The organism is Ochrobactrum sp. 19YEA23 (assembly GCF_029909865.1).
Classification (GTDB): Bacteria; Pseudomonadota; Alphaproteobacteria; order Rhizobiales; family Rhizobiaceae; genus Brucella; species Brucella gambitense.
This window is the reverse complement of the sequence record NZ_JASAMQ010000001.1, coordinates 1093218-1109910: the sequence shown is the minus strand read 5'-3', so window position 1 is coordinate 1109910 and position 16693 is coordinate 1093218. Positions and strand designations below refer to the sequence as shown.

Below are 16693 nucleotides of genomic sequence, written 5' to 3'. Positions count from 1 at the left end.
CCGCGCTGTTTAGAACACATCCAGTACCGCCTAGCAGCTTGAGACGGCAGAAATTTGAAGGCATAGATAACGCCATTCTGATTCAGGCTGTCAGGTAGCGGGGGAATCGCATGGAACAGCATTTTCAAATGTTTGCATGGTACAATCGCTGGGCCAATGAACTGCTTTATGCCGCTGCCGCCGATTTGAGCGACGAGGAATACCGGCTCGATCTCGGCCTGTTCTTCGGCTCAGTCCATCGTACGCTCAACCATCTTCTGGTCACCGACCGCATCTGGATGAAGCGATTTACCGGCGAAGGCGACCACCCAAAGCAACTCGATGCGATCATTACCGACAATTTCATCACGCTGCGCGATCTGCGTCACGCCGAGGATGAACGCATCTGCCGCTATACCGACGGATTAAACGCCGACAAGCTCGCGGGGCGCTTTACCTATACGACCGTCTCGGACATGCGCACGATGAGCCAGCGGCTCGCGCCTTCTCTGGCGCATCTGTTCAATCACCAGACCCACCATCGCGGCCAGATCCATGCGGCCCTGACGCGGCTCGGCACCGACGCTCCCTCACTCGACCTCGCGCAGTTCCAGCGCACCGAAGGCGGCCGCCGCTTCGCTTGATTGATGTTGATACTTGCAGAAATGCGCAGAGCCGTGCAAAAGCCAGTCCATGCTTATTCTCGATGACATTTCCGTCCGCATCGCCGGACGCCTTCTGATCGATCATGCCAGCGTGACGCTGCCTGCCGGGTCGAAGACCGGCTTCGTCGGTCGCAACGGCACGGGAAAGTCCACGCTCTTTCGGGTCATCACCGGCGATCTCGCGCCTGAAACGGGCAGCGTTTCGGTGCCGAAGAACACCCGCATCGGTCAGGTGGCGCAGGAAGCCCCCGGCACGGAAGAACCGCTGATCGAAATCGTCATGAAGGCGGACAAGGAGCGCGCGGCGCTTCTCGACGAGGCCGAGACGGCGACCGATCCGCATCGCATCGCGGAAATCCACACACGGCTTGCCGATATCAACGCCCATTCGGCGGAAGCGCGCGCAGGCGCGATCTTGTCCGGTCTTGGTTTCAACGCCGAAGCGCAACAGCGTCCTGCCTCCGCCTTCTCCGGCGGCTGGCGCATGCGCGTTGCGCTCGCTGCGGTTCTGTTTTCAGAACCGGACCTGCTGCTGCTCGATGAGCCGACCAACTATCTCGACCTTGAAGGCGTGTTGTGGCTTGTCGACTATGTGAAGCGCTATCCGCACACGGTCATCATCATCAGCCATGATCGCGACCTGCTCAATTCGGCCACGACGTCGATCATGCATCTCGACCAGAAGAAAATCAGCTTCTGGCGTGGCAATTACGATCAGTTCGAGCGGCAGCGGCATGAAATGCTGGAATTGCAGCAGAAGGCGCATGCCAAGCAGGAAGCGCACCGCAAACACATGGAATCCTTTGTCGAGCGGTTCCGCGCCAAGGCAACCAAGGCCAAGCAGGCGCAGTCCCGCCTCAAGGCATTGCAGAGGCTGAAGCCCATCGACCTTTATGTCGAGAGCCATGTGCAGCCGTTCAGCTTTCCCGATGCGGAAAAGAAGGCCGCCTCGCCCATTATCGCGCTGGACCACGCCGATGTCGGCTATGTGCCCGGTAAGCCGGTGCTGCGCAATGTAACGCTGCGCATCGACAATGATGACCGCATCGCGCTGCTCGGTTCGAACGGCAATGGTAAGTCCACACTGGCCAAGCTGATCGCTGGGCGGTTAAAGCCGGAAAACGGCACGCTGACCATTTCGCCCAATTTGAAAGTGGCCTTTTTCGCACAGCATCAGATGGACGATCTGGTGCCGGAAGATAACGCCATCGAGCACGTGCGCAAGCTGATGCCGACCGAGCCGGAAGCGAAGGTTCGCTCTCGCGTGGCGCGCATGGGGCTTTCGACCGAAAAGATGCTGACACCCGCCAGGGATCTGTCCGGTGGTGAAAAGGCGCGTCTTCTGATGGGGCTTGCAACCTTCCACGGCCCGAACCTTCTAATCCTCGACGAACCGACCAACCATCTGGATATCGATAGTCGTGAAGAGCTGGTCCACGCGCTCAACGCCTTCAACGGTGCTGTCATCCTGATCGCGCACGACCGCCATCTGATCGAAGCCACGATGGAACGGCTTTGGCTGGTGCGCGAAGGCGGCGTGAAAGCATTTGAGGGCGATCTCGACGAGTATCGCCAGATCGTTCTGGCCGACGCCAAGGGCGAACCGGCTTCCGAACGTGACGAAGGTCCGAAGGTCAACAAGGCGGAGCAGCGCAAGCTTGCCGCGCAGAGGCGCGAAGCCATGGCGCCCTTGCAGAAAAAGATCAAGGAAACCGAGAGCTTGATGCAGAAACTGCAGAAACAGATTCAAGCTTTCGCCAATCAGCTGGAAGATCCGGCGCTTTATGAGAAAGAGCCTCAGAAAGCCATTCGCATCAACAAGGATATGAGCGATGCGAAATCCGCGCTCGCGAGTGCGGAAGAAAAATGGCTGGAGCTTTCATCGGAATATGAAGAGGCGATGTCGGATTAACCCCGCCGTCCCTTAACCGAGAGTCCCGAGAGCGAACGCAAGCGCCAGCAATACCCACCCGACGATACGCGCCCAGACCGGCAACGGTCTTGGCGCGAACCGGACTGCCAGAACCGCGAAAATGACGGTCAGGATCGGAAATCCGAAATAAATCGCGGCGTAACCGCTCGATCCTTCAAAAGACGAACCGAAAACGCCCAGCCGCTCAAGCGGAAACAAGGCGATAAACGCCAGCACCGCCGACAAAAGAAGCAGAAGCAAGCGGTCTGTAACGGTGCGAACGAACTGCATGGTCAGCTCTGTCGGCGCAGTCGGGTACGCATCAGGCCGTAAACGCCCAGCACGCCTAAAACCAGACCGATGGTCGTAAAGGTTTCGTCCGGCGTCTCCGCCCCACGGCGCAGAACCAGATCGGCCTTCGATATTTGCAGGCCGTCCGTATTGCCCTGAACAAGACGAAACGCATATTGGCCCGGAATGACCGGATCGATATCGCCCGCACTCTGGCGCAGCGGCGTTCCATCCTGCGGACGGTCCGTATTGATCGAGCTGCTGTTGGATACGAAATCAAGCCCCTGCGACAAAACCGGCTGGCCATCGCGGCTGACAGCAAGCGTCAGCGCGGAGCGACGTTCTGCCGGGACATAGCCGGGCAACGGCGTGGCATCGATGAAGACGCGCACCGGTGCATCGCCCGCTTCAAAGCGCACTTCCTGAACCTTGAAGCTGCTCTGGCGGTTTTCCAGCATCGTCCAGCGGCCAATCTCGCTGCCTGTGAAATGGCGCATATACCACGGGTAACCCAGGCCAAGCCCGACGCCCGCCACGATCATCGCAACAAAAACCGGACGCATCAGGCTTTCCGCTCCCAGCGGCGATCAGGCGTCTGCTGCCAGTAAGTCAAATCGTGATTCTCCGCCTTGAAGGCTTTCCATTGTCCGCGTGCAATATCGAGCTGGTCCTGATCGTGACCGTCGAACATGACCACAAGCCGTTCGTAGTTGCCGACCTGCTCCAGCCCTGCACCTTCCACCAGAAAGCGGACGGTTGCGCCATTGGCATTGTTTTCGGTCGTCGTCAGCAGAACGGGCTGCTGCTCCGGGTTGGGTTCCACATCGGTGCCATGGGCAACGAAGGACGTGTCGGAAAAGGTCCATAACAGGTTATCGAGCGCATCGCGGCGCTCCTCGCTGACAGTCTGCACCGTCACGCGCCAGCCACGCCCAAGCGACCGCTCGACGAGGCCCGGCAGGGCTTCGTCGAGTGTCGATTCCGTCAGATGGTAGAACAGGATTTCCGCCATGCACATTCCAGAACAGTTTCGAAGCGGGGCGGAGAAAATGATTCACATTTCCGCCCCATCTTCTTGTTTCCAAAAGAAGTTTAGCTCTCGAAATGATCGCGGACAAGGCGGTCGAGCAAACGCACGCCATAACCGGACGCCCAAGTCTGGCTATATTCGTTTGCCGGTGATCCCATTGCCGTGCCTGCCACGTCGAGATGCGCCCAAGGCGTTTCACCGACAAAGCGCTTCAGGAACTGCGCAGCGGTGATCGAGCCGCCGTAGCGACCGGCGCTGTTCTTCATATCGGCAAACTTCGAATCGATCATCTTGTCATATTCGGCGCCAAGCGGCAGACGCCACAGCTTTTCGCCCGTTGCCTGACCCGCATCGTAAAGCTGGTCGGCCAGCTCGTCGTCATTCGAGAACAGGCCAGCATGATACTGGCCGAGCGCCACCATGACCGCTCCGGTCAGCGTGGCCAGATTGATGATGAAGCGCGGCTTGAAGCGATCATTGGTGTAGTGTAGCGCATCGGCCAGCACCAGACGGCCCTCGGCATCGGTATTGATAACCTCGATGGTCTGGCCAGACATGGTCGTGACGATGTCGCCCGGGCGCTGCGCATTGCCATCGGGCATGTTTTCCACAAGTCCGATCACGCCAATGGCATTGACCTTGGCCTTGCGTCCGGCGAGCGCGCGCATCAGGCCCGTCACGGCTGCAGCGCCGCCCATGTCGCCCTTCATGTCTTCCATGCCGCCAGCTGGCTTGATGGAAATGCCACCCGTGTCGAACACGACGCCCTTGCCGACAAATGCGACCGGCTTTTCCTTGCCCTTCGCGCCCTGCCATTCCATGATGACGAGACGCGGCGGACGCACCGACCCTTGCGCAACGCCGAGAAGCGCGCCCATGCCGAGCTTCTTCATTTCCTTTTCGCCAAGGATCTCGATTTTAACACCAAGCTTCTCAAGCTTTTCCGCTTCTTCGGCAAATTCCACTGGCCCCAGCACATTGGCCGGTTCGTTGACGAGATTGCGCGCCTGAATGACACCATCCGAGATGGCTTCCGCAACTTCAAAGGCCTTCTTCGCGCTATGCGTGTCGGCGACATTGATGGTGATTTTCGCGGCGTGCTTCGGCTCGGCGTTTTCTTCGTTCTTGCGCGTCTTGTACCGGTCGAACTTGTAGGAACGCAGGATCATGCCCAGCGCCACGTCGGCTGCTTCATCTCCGGCAATCGTCGTTTCCGGCAGGGCCAGCGTGACCGTCGCACGTTCGGACTTTCCGATTCGCGAAAATGCCGCGCCGCCGATCTTCAGCCAGTCGTCATTGCCAAGCTTGCCTGGCTCGCCAACGCCGACCAGAACGATCTTGTCGATGCCGCCAGCCGTCGTTTCGATGGCTTCAGCCGTTTTGCCCAGCGCGCCAGTGAAATCGGAAATTTCCAGAATACGCGCGATCTTTTCTGCACCGCCAACGGCCTTTGCCGCTTCTTCAGCGAAGCCCCCACCCTTGGCAACCAGAACGATGGCTACGCCTTTTTCTGGTGCTTCAAACTCGCCGAAAGAAATCGAAGGACGTTTAGACATGATAACTCCAAACCGATGGCCCATTGATAAATGACACGATTGTGTCGCGACTTTTCATCACTCATGTGAGACGAATATGGCGAAACAGCAAGGGTGCAAGCCCTTCCTTATCAGTTTTGCGTTAACTTGGGCGAACCGTCATCAAATGCAATCGATATCCTGGTCACACCTCGGTCTTTTCATTCAGCAGTTGCGCAGAAACATGTTGCCTCAGGCAGTTCAATCCATTTAACAGACAGGAGCTAGCGCCAGCGCTTCGCTTTTAGTAATCTGTTAACTGCGTTTATTCGGGCAATCTTAGCCAAGCGGCATTAGATTAAGTTCATTATTGGGAGTCCCGTTCCTTTTTGGTGGATGGGCTCCTTCAACGGAACCGGGATGTAAACTCCACCTATGCGATTGATAGAGTTGTACATCCTGCGCCGCGTGGCGATCATGTTCCTCGCTGTGCTGGGCGCGGCGGTGGGCATTACGTGGACGGTGCAGGTGCTCCAGCGCATCGACTTTCTGACGACCAGCGGCCAGACTATTCAGACAATGATTCAGTTCAGCTCGCTGCTGATCCCGTCTGCCATCCCGCTGGTGATGCCTTTTGCCCTGATTATCGCCATCACGCAGACGCTGTCGACGATGAACCAGGATTCCGAGCTTGTCGTCATCAATGCATCCGGTGCGCCCCGCAGTGCGGTGATGCGCCCGATTCTGATGCTCGCTGCCGTGATTTCCGTCATTTCGTTTCTGGTCGCCAACTATGTCGATCCTTATGCACGCATGAACATGCGTGCGATGGTCGCCAATGCAAGCGCCGACCTCGTCAATCTCATCGTGCAGGAAGGCAGTTTCCGCAAGCTTGCCGACAATCTCTACATTCAGGTCGCCGAACGTCGTGCTGATGGCAGCATAGGCGGCCTTTTCATCGCGGATTCCCGCGATCCGTCGCTTGATCTCATCTATTACGCAGCCAATGGCGGCATTGCGACGACGGATACCGGCGCCAATATGCTTCTGATGCAGAATGGCGAAGTACAGCGTCGTAGTGTGTCGGATGGCACGGTTTCGATCATCAAGTTCGATTCCTATGCCTTCGACCTCAGCCAGTTTGCCTCGGCAGGCGACGATTACGTGATTTATGCCAAGGATCGCCCGTTGTCCTATCTGCTCAATCCGGACCCGAACGACCCAGTCCTGCAAACGCGCCCTCTTCGCTATAAGGCAGAACTGCATCGCCGCATGACGCAGTGGCTCTACCCGGTGGTGTTCGCCATGATCGCGCTGGCTTTCGCGGGAGATTCCCGCTCGCATCGTGAAGCGCGCATCTCGGCATCGTTCTCGGCCATCAGCACTGCCCTTCTCATCTATTGGGCCGGCTATTTCGCCTCAGACCGGGCCGACAAGGACGCATCCTATATTCTTGTCATGTATCTCGTGCCGATTGCCGTCATGCTCGTGACCGGCTTTGCGCTAGCCACCGGACGCAGCATCGGGCTGCCCAACAAGTGGAACGACAGGATTCTCGACAGCTTCGATCGCCTCAAGCAGATTGTCTCCGATCTCTATGATCGCGTGATGGGCCGCTTCCGCGGCAATGCGGGAGGTCAGGCATGATCGGTTGGACGCTCGGTCGTTACTTCTTCACGCGCTACGTGCAGATCACCTTCTATTTTCTGCTCGGCATTTTCGCGCTTTCCATGCTTCTCGACTTCACGGAGAACGCAAGCAAGCTTGCGAACCTGCCTGATTATACGGTGTGGGCGGCGCTTGGACTTTCCGCTATGCGCGTGCCTTTCATCATGCAGCAGATGATTCCATTCGTGGCGCTGTTCTCGGCAATGGCGACGCTCATTTCGCTGAACCGTAAATATGAGCTGGTCGTCGCACGTTCGGTCGGTGTCTCGGCCTGGCAGTTTTTGCTGCCTGCCTGTTTCGGCGCGTTTCTGTTCGGCGTCGCGACGATTTTCGTGCTCAATCCGCTGGCGGCTTATGGGTTCTCCAAGGCAGAAGAAATCGCGGCGACATGGAAAAGTGGCAAGGTCACCGACGTTTCGGCCCTGCGTGATCCCTGGCTTCGCCAGAAGACAGATGAAGGCGAAACCATCATTGGCGCAAAGAGCATTCTGGATCAGGGCGCGACGCTTGCCGACGCGACTTTCATCCAGTTCGACAGCCAGAAGAATATCAGCGTGCGCTACGACGCACGCACCGCCCAGCTGATGGATGGTCATTGGCAGCTCACCGACGTGACACGATTCGCGCGCGGCGAAGAGCCCAAGAAAATGGATAGCTTTTCTATCCCCACACAGCTTCGTCCGGAATATGTCGAAGAGAAGCTCGCTTCTCCCGATACGATTCCCTTCACTCAACTACGACACAAGATAGAAGTCGCGCGTTCATTCGGCTATTCGGCAAACGCATTTGACATGCAATACCAGTCACTTCTGGCTTTGCCTGCGCTTCTGATGGCCATGACGCTCATTGCTGCAACAGTGTCCCTGAAATTTGTGCGTTTCGGTCAGTCCGGCGCGATGATTCTGGGTGGCGTTGTTGCTGGCTTCATGCTTTATGTCGTTTCGGTACTGGTCAAAGCGTTCGGCAATGCGGGATTCGTTCCGCCGTTCGTAGCTGCCTGGGTTCCTGTGATTATTGCGACATTCTTTGGTGTCTCCTTTTTGTTGCATAAGGAGGATGGTTAGTGGGTTTGAGTAACACCCGCATGGTATTGCCCCATCTGCTCTCACGCTTCTCGCGTGGGACGGCGTTGGCGTGCGTCCTTGCTTTGCCTTTCATTTCTGTCGCAGTCATGCCCTCGCCCGCTTCGGCGCAGGAGGCACTCGGAGCCAATTACAAGAGCGATCCGAATGCTCGCATGCTTCTGCAGGCCGATGAGCTCGTCTATGATCGCGATGTAAACACCGTTACCGCTCAAGGTCGGGTGAAGATCGAGTATGACGGCAATCGTCTTGTCGCCGATAAGGTGACCTATAATCAGCAGACCCGCCGCATGACCGCGACCGGGAATGTTGAGGTCGTCGAACGCGACGGCAACAAGATTTATTCCGATCATATGGATGTCACCGACAGTTTCCGCGACGGCTTCGTGAATGGCCTGCGCGTCGAGACGACGGACAATACCCGTTTTGCCGCTGAAAGCGCCGAGCGCAGCAACGGCGAAATCACGACATTCAATAACGGCGTCTACACGGCTTGCGAAGCCTGTAAGAAAGACCCCGACAGGCCTGTTCTGTGGCAGATCAAGGCCCGCAAGATCATCTGGAACAGCACCACGAAGACCGTTCGTTTTGAACGCGGTCAGTTCGAATTCCTGGGCATGCCGCTGGCATGGTTCCCCGCCTTCGAAATGGCTGACCCGACGGTCAAGCGCAAGAGCGGCTTCCTGTTCCCCGGCTTCGCCTACAAAGACGATCTGGGTTTCGGTATCAAGAATTCCTATTTCTGGAACCTCGCGCCAAACTACGACGTGACGTTTTCGTCGACCTATTACACGAAGCAAGGCTTCCTGAACGAAGCCGAGTGGCGTCATCGTCTGGAGAACGGCACCTATAATCTGCGTATAGCAGGCATGCATCAGGCCAAGCCGGGCGAGTTCGATGTCGCGACTGTTGATCGCGATGTCGACAATCGCGGCATGGTCGCATCGAAGGGTGATTTCGAGATCAATTCACGCTGGCGTTACGGCTGGGACATCATGGCCCAGAGTGATCGCAATTTCAGTCGTACCTACAATCTCGAAGGGTATAATGCTGGAACGCAGGTTTCGAAAATTTACCTGACCGGCATCAACAACCGTAATTACTTCGATCTGAATTTCTATCGCTTCAATGTGCAGGAATCACTGCTGCCGGATAATCCGAGCGAGATTCATTCGAAGCAGCCTTGGGTTTTCCCTAGCCTGGATTATTCCTACACGCTGCCTGAACCCGTCTATGGCGGCGAGCTGAACATCAACACCAACTTGCAGGCGCTTTATCGCCAGAACGATAATGTGACGCCTTTGGGTACTCGCTATCCGCGTGTGCCTGGTTTTGGTGGAACAAGCGCTCGTTTGACAAGCGAAGCGGAATGGAAGCGCACTTATATTTCGCCATCCGGTTTGGTTATCACGCCGTTGCTCGCTTTGCGGGCTGATGCAATTGGTGCCAATACCAACCTCGATCTTTCATCAGCTGGCTATACAGACGCCGTCGTGCGCTCGGAAGCGCTTCGGGCGATGGCGACTGCTGGTCTCGAACTCCGCTGGCCGATCCTGTTTTCGACGACCAGTTCGACGCATATCATTGAACCGATTGCGCAGATTTATGTGCGTAACAATGAGCGCTATGCTGGCGAACTGCCGAACGAAGACGCCCAGAGCTTCGTGTTTGACGCGACGAACCTGTTCTCGCGTGACAAGTTCTCTGGCTATGACCGTGTTGAAGGTGGCACGCGCGCCAATCTTGGTTTCCGCTATTCCGGCAACTTCAATAACAGCGACTGGTCGCTTTATGCCTTGGCCGGTCAGTCGTTCCAGCTTGGCGGCCTGAACTCCTACGCCACGAGCGACTTCGTGAATGTCGGTGCAGATTCGGGCCTCGACAGCGCACGTTCGGACTATGTCGCGATGATCGGCACGTCCAATTCGACTGGTCTGGCGCTGGCCGCCCGCGGTCGTTTCGACAAGGACAGCCTGTCCGTGCGTCGCGGCGAACTTGAAGTGCAGCAGAGCTGGCAAAAGCTCACGCTGACGGCGCAATATGCCTACATCACGCCGCAGCCCGCCTATGGCTATAACGATCTGCGTCAGGAAGTAAGCGGCACGGCTTCGGCCAAGATCAACGCCAACTGGCGGGTGTTCGGATCTGGTACTTATGACCTTGTGTCCAGCACGCTGGTCCGCGCGTCGTCTGGCCTGGCCTATGACGATGAATGCTTCACCTATATGATGGCTTATACGCAGACGCGTAACCCAGGTGAAGACAAGGCATCACACGGTATCGGGTTCAATATCTCGCTGCGTACGCTCGGTGACATCGGCAGTGGCACCCAGACCTTCTAAGATTTATGGCCGGAAATATATTCTTTTGTTTCCGGCCATATCTGCTCTGGGGCTTTTCATAGAAAAATCTCGGCACCAGGAAATTGCGGTTTCGTTCAGTAAGCAGCCCTCAATCGTCTTGTAAAATGCGCGAGGGTCATTGTTTCGCCGCACTGCCTCCTCTATACAGACAGCACTATAGTTGGTTTCCGATACTCTTGCGGCTCGATGACAAGCATATCCGAAACCGAATGAACACATCCGGTGACGGGTTTCGTTCACCGACCGCAAGGAAATCGGGAAACAAGATGATGTTTGCAAGACCTCTTTTCGCCTCCCTGTTAAGCGCGACTGTCTGTCTGACGGCGCTCGGCACGGTTGCACTTCCCTCCTCGGCTCTCGCCGCAGGGGAAGGTGAGGTCAAAGTTGTTGTATCCGGCAATGCCATCACCAATGGTGATATCCAGCACCGGGTCGCTTTTTTGAAGCTGCAGCGCAAGGGCGGCGGCAATCTCACCCAGCTCGCACGTCAGGAACTGACTGACGAAATGCTGAAGCGGGTCGAGATGAAGAGCCGCAACATTGGCGTTTCCGATCAGGAAGTCGATCAGGCCTATGCAGGATTTGCATCCCGCAACAAGATGACCCTCGCCCAGATGAACCAGGTGTTGAATCAGGCAGGCGTTACGCCGGACCACTTCAAGAAATACATCATGGTCCAGATGGGCTGGGGCCGCCTTGTCAGCGCCCGCTTCCGTGCGACCGGCATGGTAAGCGAGCAGGATGCCGTACAGCGTATGCTGAAGGATGGCGGCAAGAAGCCAGTCGCGACGGAATATCATCTCCAGCAGGTAATTTTCGTTGTACCGACCTCGAAGCGGTCTCCGGCACTTCTCGCCAAGCGTCGTCAGGAAGCCAATGCGCTTCGTTCACGCTTCCAGAGCTGTGACGCCACGCGCCAGCAGGCCAAGGGCATCATCGATGTGACCGTCCGCGATCTCGGACGCATTATCGAACAGCAGCTGCCGGGCGAATGGGCCAAGGATGTGAAGGCTGCGGGCGTGGGTCGTACGACACCGCCACACGATACCGAGAAAGGCGTCGAATTCCTCGCAGTCTGCGCCACACGCCAGCTTTCCGACGACCGCGTCGCACAGCTCGTTTTCTCCATGGAGGGAGCGGACTCGCCTGAAGGTCAGGAAAAGAAGGCTGACGCGCTCTCCACCAAATATCTGGAAGAGTTGCGCAAGAAAGCCACCATCGTTAATCGCTAATATTCCGGCGACGGCGACGCTGCCGTTCAGGATAAGGCACTAATATGAGCTGGCACGGTATCTTCCGGTTGCCAGCTTTTATTTTTGGAATCAAAGCTATGTGCGCAAAGTCTGTCCTTCCGCTCGCGGTTAGTATCGGCGATCCGTCGGGCGTCGGCGCGGATATTGCGCTGGCCGTCTGGCTGAAGCGAAATGAATTGTCCTTGCCGCCCTTCATGTTGCTGGCAGATCCCGCACAATTGGCTGCGCGTGCACGGCTTCTCGGTCTCGACGTCCAGATCGAGGCGGTTGCAGATGCAGCCACATCACGCGACATTTTTGCGCGTGCATTGCCCGTCCTGCCGCTCGTCAACAAGCACACGGAAAGCCCAGGCAAGCCGCTGGCCGAAAACGCTGCCGGTACAGTTGAGGCGATTGAACGCGCCGTCGCTCTCACGCTCGCCGGCGAGACGTCCGCTGTCGTCACCTGCCCGATTGCCAAGAAGCCGCTCTACGAGGCAGGGTTCCGGCATCCGGGACATACAGAATTTCTGGCAGAGCTTGCGAGCCGTCACGCCGGAACAGCGCTCACGCCTGTGATGATGCTGGCCGGACCGCAATTGCGTGCAGTGCCGGTGACTATTCACATCCCGCTTGCCGAAGTGCCGCGACAGCTCACGACCGAGAACATTCTCGAAGTGTCGCGCATCACAGCGCGCGAACTGCGCGAACGGTTCGGCATCGCCAAGCCGCGTCTGGCGCTTTCTGGCCTCAACCCCCATGCGGGCGAAGGCGGAGCACTCGGCAAGGAAGACGATGCGATCATTCTCCCCGCCGTGGAGCAGCTTTTGCGCGACGGTATCAACGTGCGCGGCCCCCTGCCCGCCGATACGATGTTTCACCGCCAAGCGCGGGCTGCTTACGATGCCGCGATCTGCATGTATCACGATCAGGCGCTGATTCCTGCCAAGGCGCTGGCCTTCGACGAAACGGTCAATGTGACGCTCGGCCTGCCTTTTATCCGCACCTCGCCGGACCACGGCACAGCGTTCGACATTGCAGGTCAGGGCATTGCGCGACCGGACAGCCTGATTGCAGCGATCCGTCTTGCCCACGAACTGGCAGAAAATACGACAGGTACCAAGGCATGAGCATCGACAACCTGCCCCCGCTTCGCGAAGTCATCGAACGGCACGATCTGATGCCGAAGAAGTCGCTCGGGCAGAATTTTCTGTTCGATCTCAATCTGACGTCAAAGATCGCCCGTCAGGCTGGCAATCTTCAGGATCAGCCTGTCATCGAGGTCGGCCCCGGCCCCGGCGGGCTGACTCGCGCGCTTCTGGCGCAAGGCGCCTATGTAACGGCTATCGAACGCGACGAACGCTGCCTTGAGGCACTGGCGGAGATCGACGCGCATTATCCGGGCCGCCTGCGGATCATTTCCGGCGATGCGCTGGAGCAGGATTTCAAGACACTGTTTCCCGATGGGCCGAAGCCACGGATCGTCGCCAATCTGCCCTATAATGTCGGCACACAATTGTTGCTGAACTGGCTTCTGGTTGAGCCGTGGCCACCTTTCTATTCCTCCATGACGTTGATGTTCCAGCGCGAAGTGGCCGAACGCATCGTGGCCGCACCCGACAGCGATCATTATGGCCGCCTCGGCGTGCTGGCGGGCTGGCGAACGAAATCGAGAATCGCTTTCGACGTGCCGCCGCAGGCCTTTACGCCCCCGCCGAAAGTCATGTCGTCAGTGGTTCACATCGTACCGCTGGAAAACCCGCTGCCCTGCAATGCAGCGGCACTCGGCCAGGTAACGCAGGCCGCTTTCGGTCAAAGGCGGAAAATGCTGCGCCAGAGCCTGAAGCCGATCGGCGGAGCCACCCTGCTTGAGAAGACCGGCATTGACGGAACGCGGCGCGCCGAAACGCTGAGCGTTGAAGAATTCGTCGCTCTGGCGAATGCCTATCGCCCGTAATCGTCGGCTCAGTGGCGACCGTGGCCGCCACCAGCAGGGCCTGCCCCTTGATGGCCACCAAGCCGGTCATGCGGTTCAGCTCTATCCTTGGCGTCTGAACCATCTTTCAGAATAGGCAGCGCCATTTCATCGACGATCTGACCGACATGGTCAATTTCCTCGCGGAAGCTCGACAGCGACGAACCGGAGAGCTTTTCGCCGGCATTAAGGCGCGCGGTCAGCGGATCGACATACTGATCGCCGACCTTCAATTCATAATAGAGATGCGGACCTGTCGAATAGCCGGTTGAGCCAACATAGGCGATGACTTCGCCCTGCTTCACATGCTGGCCGATGCGCAGCCCCGACTTGGCGGAAGCAAGATGGGCGTAGGTGGTGCTGTATCCGCCCTGATGGCGGATGCGGACATATTTGCCATATCCCTTTTCGGACGAAATCACCTCGACCACACCGTCGCCCGCAGCCACGATCGGAGAGCCGATCGGCGCGTCGTAATCGACGCCATTGTGATGCTTGCGAACATGCAGAACCGGGTGGATACGCCAACCGAAACCGTCATTGAGACGCCCATTCGGCAAAGGCTTGTGCATCAGATATTTGGTCATCGAGGAGCCATCCTCGTTGAAGTAATCCGTGGCACCGCCCGCACCTTCATGTCGGTAGAGGCGCTTGCTTTTGCCATTCGTGGTAAATTCCACAAATACCAGTTCCGGATCGGTCTCCGCGCTTTTCCTGAAAAGCAGGTCAATCAGATCGGGAGAATTGGCGCCCTTCTCCAGCACGACGCCGTTTTGCTCGGCGAGCTTTTCGACATCGTGCACGATGTCGCGTGGTGCGCCAGCCTGAACCAGTCTTGTTTCGATGCTGCCATCACTGCTGACCGCCGGAACCGAAGGATGATAAGCACTCAGCATCGCATCGCGGGACAATCGCGCGAACAAGCGTTCATCGCCAGTGGCGCGAAAAACGCCATCATCCGCACGGCCATAGACAGCCTTGTTGGCATTGCCGTGATTGAAGCGTGCGAGCGACACATGGGCAGCGGCATCGCTACCGTCTTTCTTATCGACCAGCAGTTCCAGATTGTCGCCCGGCAGTAATTCAGTCCGGGCCAGCGCTTCTTCAAGCCTCTGACTGTCTTCAGCCGCAATACCAGCCGCCTGCAAAAGCGCCTCTATGCGTTCCCGCGATTGCGGCGCGACGATGATTTCATGCACATCGGCCTTCTGGTGCGGGGCTGGCTTGGCCAGACTCACATTGACCGGAATGCCTCGCTCCAGTTCGGAGAGCGACTGCGTCGGCTCGCCAGCCGCATTAGGTTTTGCCGCTATCGTCGTTCCATCCATCGCGTCATCGATGGCAGGCCGTCTGGTGTCACGGCCTTTCACGTCCAGCACCACATGCTGATAGGTGTAGAGGCGCGGATCGCCATCCTCGACACCTTCTGCAATATCGATGCGGCGCGACACGCGATGGCTCATATCGTTGTTCACAACAGGCACAAGGCGCGCGTCTTTCGCGGCGGCATGATGCTGGCGAACCAAGCTTGTCGGATTGGCAAAAGCTGGCTGTGCGGCATGGCCGTGGCGCACCAGCCCGCCGGTCGCCAATACCAGACCGCCACCGGCAAGGACTGTGGCCGACACCAGCGCCAGACAGAAACGCAGATGCGTGCGCAAGGAAAAACGAACCCAGCGCACCGACCGGAGGCTACGGTGCGAGAGTGGTTCCGTCTTCAAATTTGCGCCGGCGGATGCGAAACTTGACCCAGATGGGGCCGTTGCCGCAACCGCACGCTTGCGATGGGAGTATCCTGCCCTCAGGGCCATTCCGACAATTCTCTAGGTTCTTCATAAATATTGGCGGAAGTGTTGCTGACACAGCGGCTAAAATAAGACCTCCGGCGGGTTATCCACCGGAGGTGAATCACAAATTATTTACGATTTGCCGATCAGCCACGCGCCCGATTGCGACGATGCTGCGAAAGTGTCGACCATGTGTAGAGCGCAAGCCCCGCCCAGATCAGCACGAAAGCACCGAGCTGCGCGGTTGAAAACGGCTCGTGGAAGATAAAAATCGCGAAGAAAAACAACATGGTGGGCGTCATATACTGCATCAGCCCCAGCGTTGTGTAGCGCAGCAACTTTGCTCCGCCCGCGTAAAGAATAAGCGGGATGGCAGTTACCGGGCCGGCAAGCAGCAACAGGCCAACATTGGAGACCGGGCCCGCCAGGAAATGTTCCTGCCCTTGCGAACTCAGGAAGGCCACATAGGCAAGCGCCGGAACGCACAGGATCAGCACTTCAAGCGTGAAGCCCTGCAAAGGCGGCATTGGAAGCGACTTGCGGAAGAACCCGTAGAGGCCGAAGGTCAGCGGCAAAGCCAGTGATACCCATGGCAAGCCACCGGCATTGAAGGTGAGCAGCAGAACCGCCGCCACGGCAAAGCCAACAGCAATATACTGGACCTTGCTCAACCTCTCGCCAAGGAACAGGCCACCGAGCACCACATTGAACAGCGGATTGATATAATAGCCGAGCGCCGCACCCATGACCTGATCATGCGCGACCGCCCAGACATAGATTGTCCAGTTGATGGTGATCAGGGCGGCGGTCAGTCCTGCCATCGCAAGCATGCGCGGCTGACGAACAGCATTCAGGATATCCTTGAACTGCCCCAGCGCCAACAGCAGCAGCAACGCAACCGGCACCGACCAGATAACGCGGTGAGACACGACTTCCATGGCGGGAATGTGGGCTACAGCTTTCAGATAAAACGGCAGCGCGCCCCAAAGCGCATAGGCGCCGAACGCCATAAGAAAACCTCTGGACCCATCCGAAAGACGGGCATCGGACAAGGTCTGGTCGGTCATTGTCTCTCTCCGCTCGAAAGCACAGCTGCTTTTGAGTAAATCGCATAGCAGATGGCTTGATCAGCCATTGCTATGCGCTTCTCAACTCATAAAATCCATTCAATTAAAATGATTGAAGCATCAATCCT

The 16693-nt window shown here is 57.5% G+C and carries 14 protein-coding genes; 8 read left to right on the top strand and 6 right to left on the bottom strand.

Annotation, left to right across the window (positions count from 1 at the left end; genetic code table 11):
- Nucleotides 1-110 precede the first annotated feature (110 nt).
- On the top strand, nt 111-623 hold the full coding sequence (locus QBD01_RS05085) for a DinB family protein (RefSeq protein ID WP_280991846.1): 513 nt from the start codon (nt 111-113) through the stop codon (nt 621-623).
- Nucleotides 624-672: 49 nt separating this feature from the next.
- Nucleotides 673-2556: an ABC-F family ATP-binding cassette domain-containing protein gene (locus QBD01_RS05080; protein WP_280991845.1), complete on the top strand. Its 1884-nt coding sequence runs from the start codon at nt 673-675 to the stop codon at nt 2554-2556.
- 12 nt (nt 2557-2568) lie between these two features.
- Here the strand turns inward: QBD01_RS05080 and QBD01_RS05075 are convergent, their stop codons facing one another.
- The 4 genes from QBD01_RS05075 to QBD01_RS05060 form a co-directional block, all read right to left on the bottom strand.
- Nucleotides 2569-2847, bottom strand: a complete 279-nt coding sequence (locus QBD01_RS05075) for a hypothetical protein (protein WP_280991844.1) — start codon at nt 2845-2847, stop codon at nt 2569-2571.
- A 2-nt stretch (nt 2848-2849) separates the two neighbouring features.
- The gene (gene bspB / locus QBD01_RS05070) at nt 2850-3410 is read right to left on the bottom strand and encodes a type IV secretion system effector BspB (RefSeq protein WP_280991843.1); all 561 of its coding nucleotides are present in this window, start codon (nt 3408-3410) and stop codon (nt 2850-2852) included.
- Nucleotides 3410-3859: a DNA polymerase III subunit chi gene (locus QBD01_RS05065; protein WP_280991842.1), complete on the bottom strand. Its 450-nt coding sequence runs from the start codon at nt 3857-3859 to the stop codon at nt 3410-3412. The genes bspB and QBD01_RS05065 overlap by 1 nt, the downstream gene beginning before the upstream one ends.
- A gap of 80 nt (nt 3860-3939) precedes the next feature.
- On the bottom strand, nt 3940-5433 hold the full coding sequence (locus tag QBD01_RS05060) for a leucyl aminopeptidase (protein ID WP_280991841.1): 1494 nt from the start codon (nt 5431-5433) through the stop codon (nt 3940-3942).
- 393 nt (nt 5434-5826) lie between these two features.
- Between QBD01_RS05060 and lptF the strand changes: the two genes are divergently transcribed.
- From lptF to rsmA, 6 genes are all read left to right on the top strand, one after another.
- On the top strand, nt 5827-7038 hold the full coding sequence (gene lptF / locus QBD01_RS05055; protein ID WP_280991840.1) for an LPS export ABC transporter permease LptF: 1212 nt from the start codon (nt 5827-5829) through the stop codon (nt 7036-7038).
- Nucleotides 7035-8123 (top strand): LPS export ABC transporter permease LptG, encoded by a 1089-nt coding sequence (gene lptG / locus QBD01_RS05050; protein WP_280991839.1) that lies wholly within the window; start codon nt 7035-7037, stop codon nt 8121-8123. Before lptF ends, lptG begins: the two co-directional genes overlap by 4 nt.
- Nucleotides 8124-8143: 20 nt before the next feature.
- A complete protein-coding gene (locus QBD01_RS05045; RefSeq protein ID WP_280992115.1) occupies nt 8144-10483 on the top strand; it encodes an LPS-assembly protein LptD in 2340 nt (779 codons plus the stop codon).
- 287 nt (nt 10484-10770) lie between these two features.
- The gene (locus QBD01_RS05040; protein ID WP_280991838.1) at nt 10771-11736 is read left to right on the top strand and encodes a peptidylprolyl isomerase; all 966 of its coding nucleotides are present in this window, start codon (nt 10771-10773) and stop codon (nt 11734-11736) included.
- A gap of 98 nt (nt 11737-11834) precedes the next feature.
- Nucleotides 11835-12866: a 4-hydroxythreonine-4-phosphate dehydrogenase PdxA gene (gene pdxA, locus QBD01_RS05035; RefSeq protein WP_280991837.1), complete on the top strand. Its 1032-nt coding sequence runs from the start codon at nt 11835-11837 to the stop codon at nt 12864-12866.
- Nucleotides 12863-13693, top strand: a complete 831-nt coding sequence (gene rsmA, locus QBD01_RS05030) for a 16S rRNA (adenine(1518)-N(6)/adenine(1519)-N(6))-dimethyltransferase RsmA (RefSeq protein WP_280991836.1) — start codon at nt 12863-12865, stop codon at nt 13691-13693. The genes pdxA and rsmA overlap by 4 nt, the downstream gene beginning before the upstream one ends.
- Nucleotides 13694-13701: 8 nt before the next feature.
- Here the strand turns inward: rsmA and QBD01_RS05025 are convergent, their stop codons facing one another.
- Together QBD01_RS05025 and rarD are read right to left on the bottom strand one after the other, a co-directional pair.
- Entirely contained in the window at nt 13702-15522 is a 1821-nt protein-coding gene (locus tag QBD01_RS05025) for a M23 family metallopeptidase (protein WP_280991835.1), read from the bottom strand.
- A gap of 122 nt (nt 15523-15644) precedes the next feature.
- Nucleotides 15645-16565: an EamA family transporter RarD gene (gene rarD / locus QBD01_RS05020; protein ID WP_280991834.1), complete on the bottom strand. Its 921-nt coding sequence runs from the start codon at nt 16563-16565 to the stop codon at nt 15645-15647.
- Between the last annotated feature and the right edge of the window lie 128 nt (nt 16566-16693).

Excerpts from the sequence above, each read along its gene's own strand:
- QBD01_RS05085 (WP_280991846.1), top strand. The coding sequence starts at position 111 with ATGGAACAGCATTTTCAAATGTTTGCATGGTACAATCGCTGGGCCAAT.
- lptF (WP_280991840.1), top strand. The coding sequence starts at position 5,827 with ATGCGATTGATAGAGTTGTACATCCTGCGCCGCGTGGCGATCATGTTC.
- QBD01_RS05075 (WP_280991844.1), bottom strand. The coding sequence starts at position 2,847 with ATGCAGTTCGTTCGCACCGTTACAGACCGCTTGCTTCTGCTTCTTTTG.
- QBD01_RS05060 (WP_280991841.1), bottom strand. The coding sequence starts at position 5,433 with ATGTCTAAACGTCCTTCGATTTCTTTCGGCGAGTTTGAAGCACCAGAA.
- QBD01_RS05045 (WP_280992115.1), top strand. The coding sequence starts at position 8,144 with ATGGTATTGCCCCATCTGCTCTCACGCTTCTCGCGTGGGACGGCGTTG.
- lptG (WP_280991839.1), top strand. The coding sequence starts at position 7,035 with ATGATCGGTTGGACGCTCGGTCGTTACTTCTTCACGCGCTACGTGCAG.
- QBD01_RS05040 (WP_280991838.1), top strand. The coding sequence starts at position 10,771 with ATGATGTTTGCAAGACCTCTTTTCGCCTCCCTGTTAAGCGCGACTGTC.
- bspB (WP_280991843.1), bottom strand. The coding sequence starts at position 3,410 with ATGCGTCCGGTTTTTGTTGCGATGATCGTGGCGGGCGTCGGGCTTGGC.
- rsmA (WP_280991836.1), top strand. The coding sequence starts at position 12,863 with ATGAGCATCGACAACCTGCCCCCGCTTCGCGAAGTCATCGAACGGCAC.
- QBD01_RS05080 (WP_280991845.1), top strand. The coding sequence starts at position 673 with ATGCTTATTCTCGATGACATTTCCGTCCGCATCGCCGGACGCCTTCTG.
- QBD01_RS05065 (WP_280991842.1), bottom strand. The coding sequence starts at position 3,859 with ATGGCGGAAATCCTGTTCTACCATCTGACGGAATCGACACTCGACGAA.
- rarD (WP_280991834.1), bottom strand. The coding sequence starts at position 16,565 with ATGACCGACCAGACCTTGTCCGATGCCCGTCTTTCGGATGGGTCCAGA.
- pdxA (WP_280991837.1), top strand. The coding sequence starts at position 11,835 with ATGTGCGCAAAGTCTGTCCTTCCGCTCGCGGTTAGTATCGGCGATCCG.
- QBD01_RS05025 (WP_280991835.1), bottom strand. The coding sequence starts at position 15,522 with ATGGCCCTGAGGGCAGGATACTCCCATCGCAAGCGTGCGGTTGCGGCA.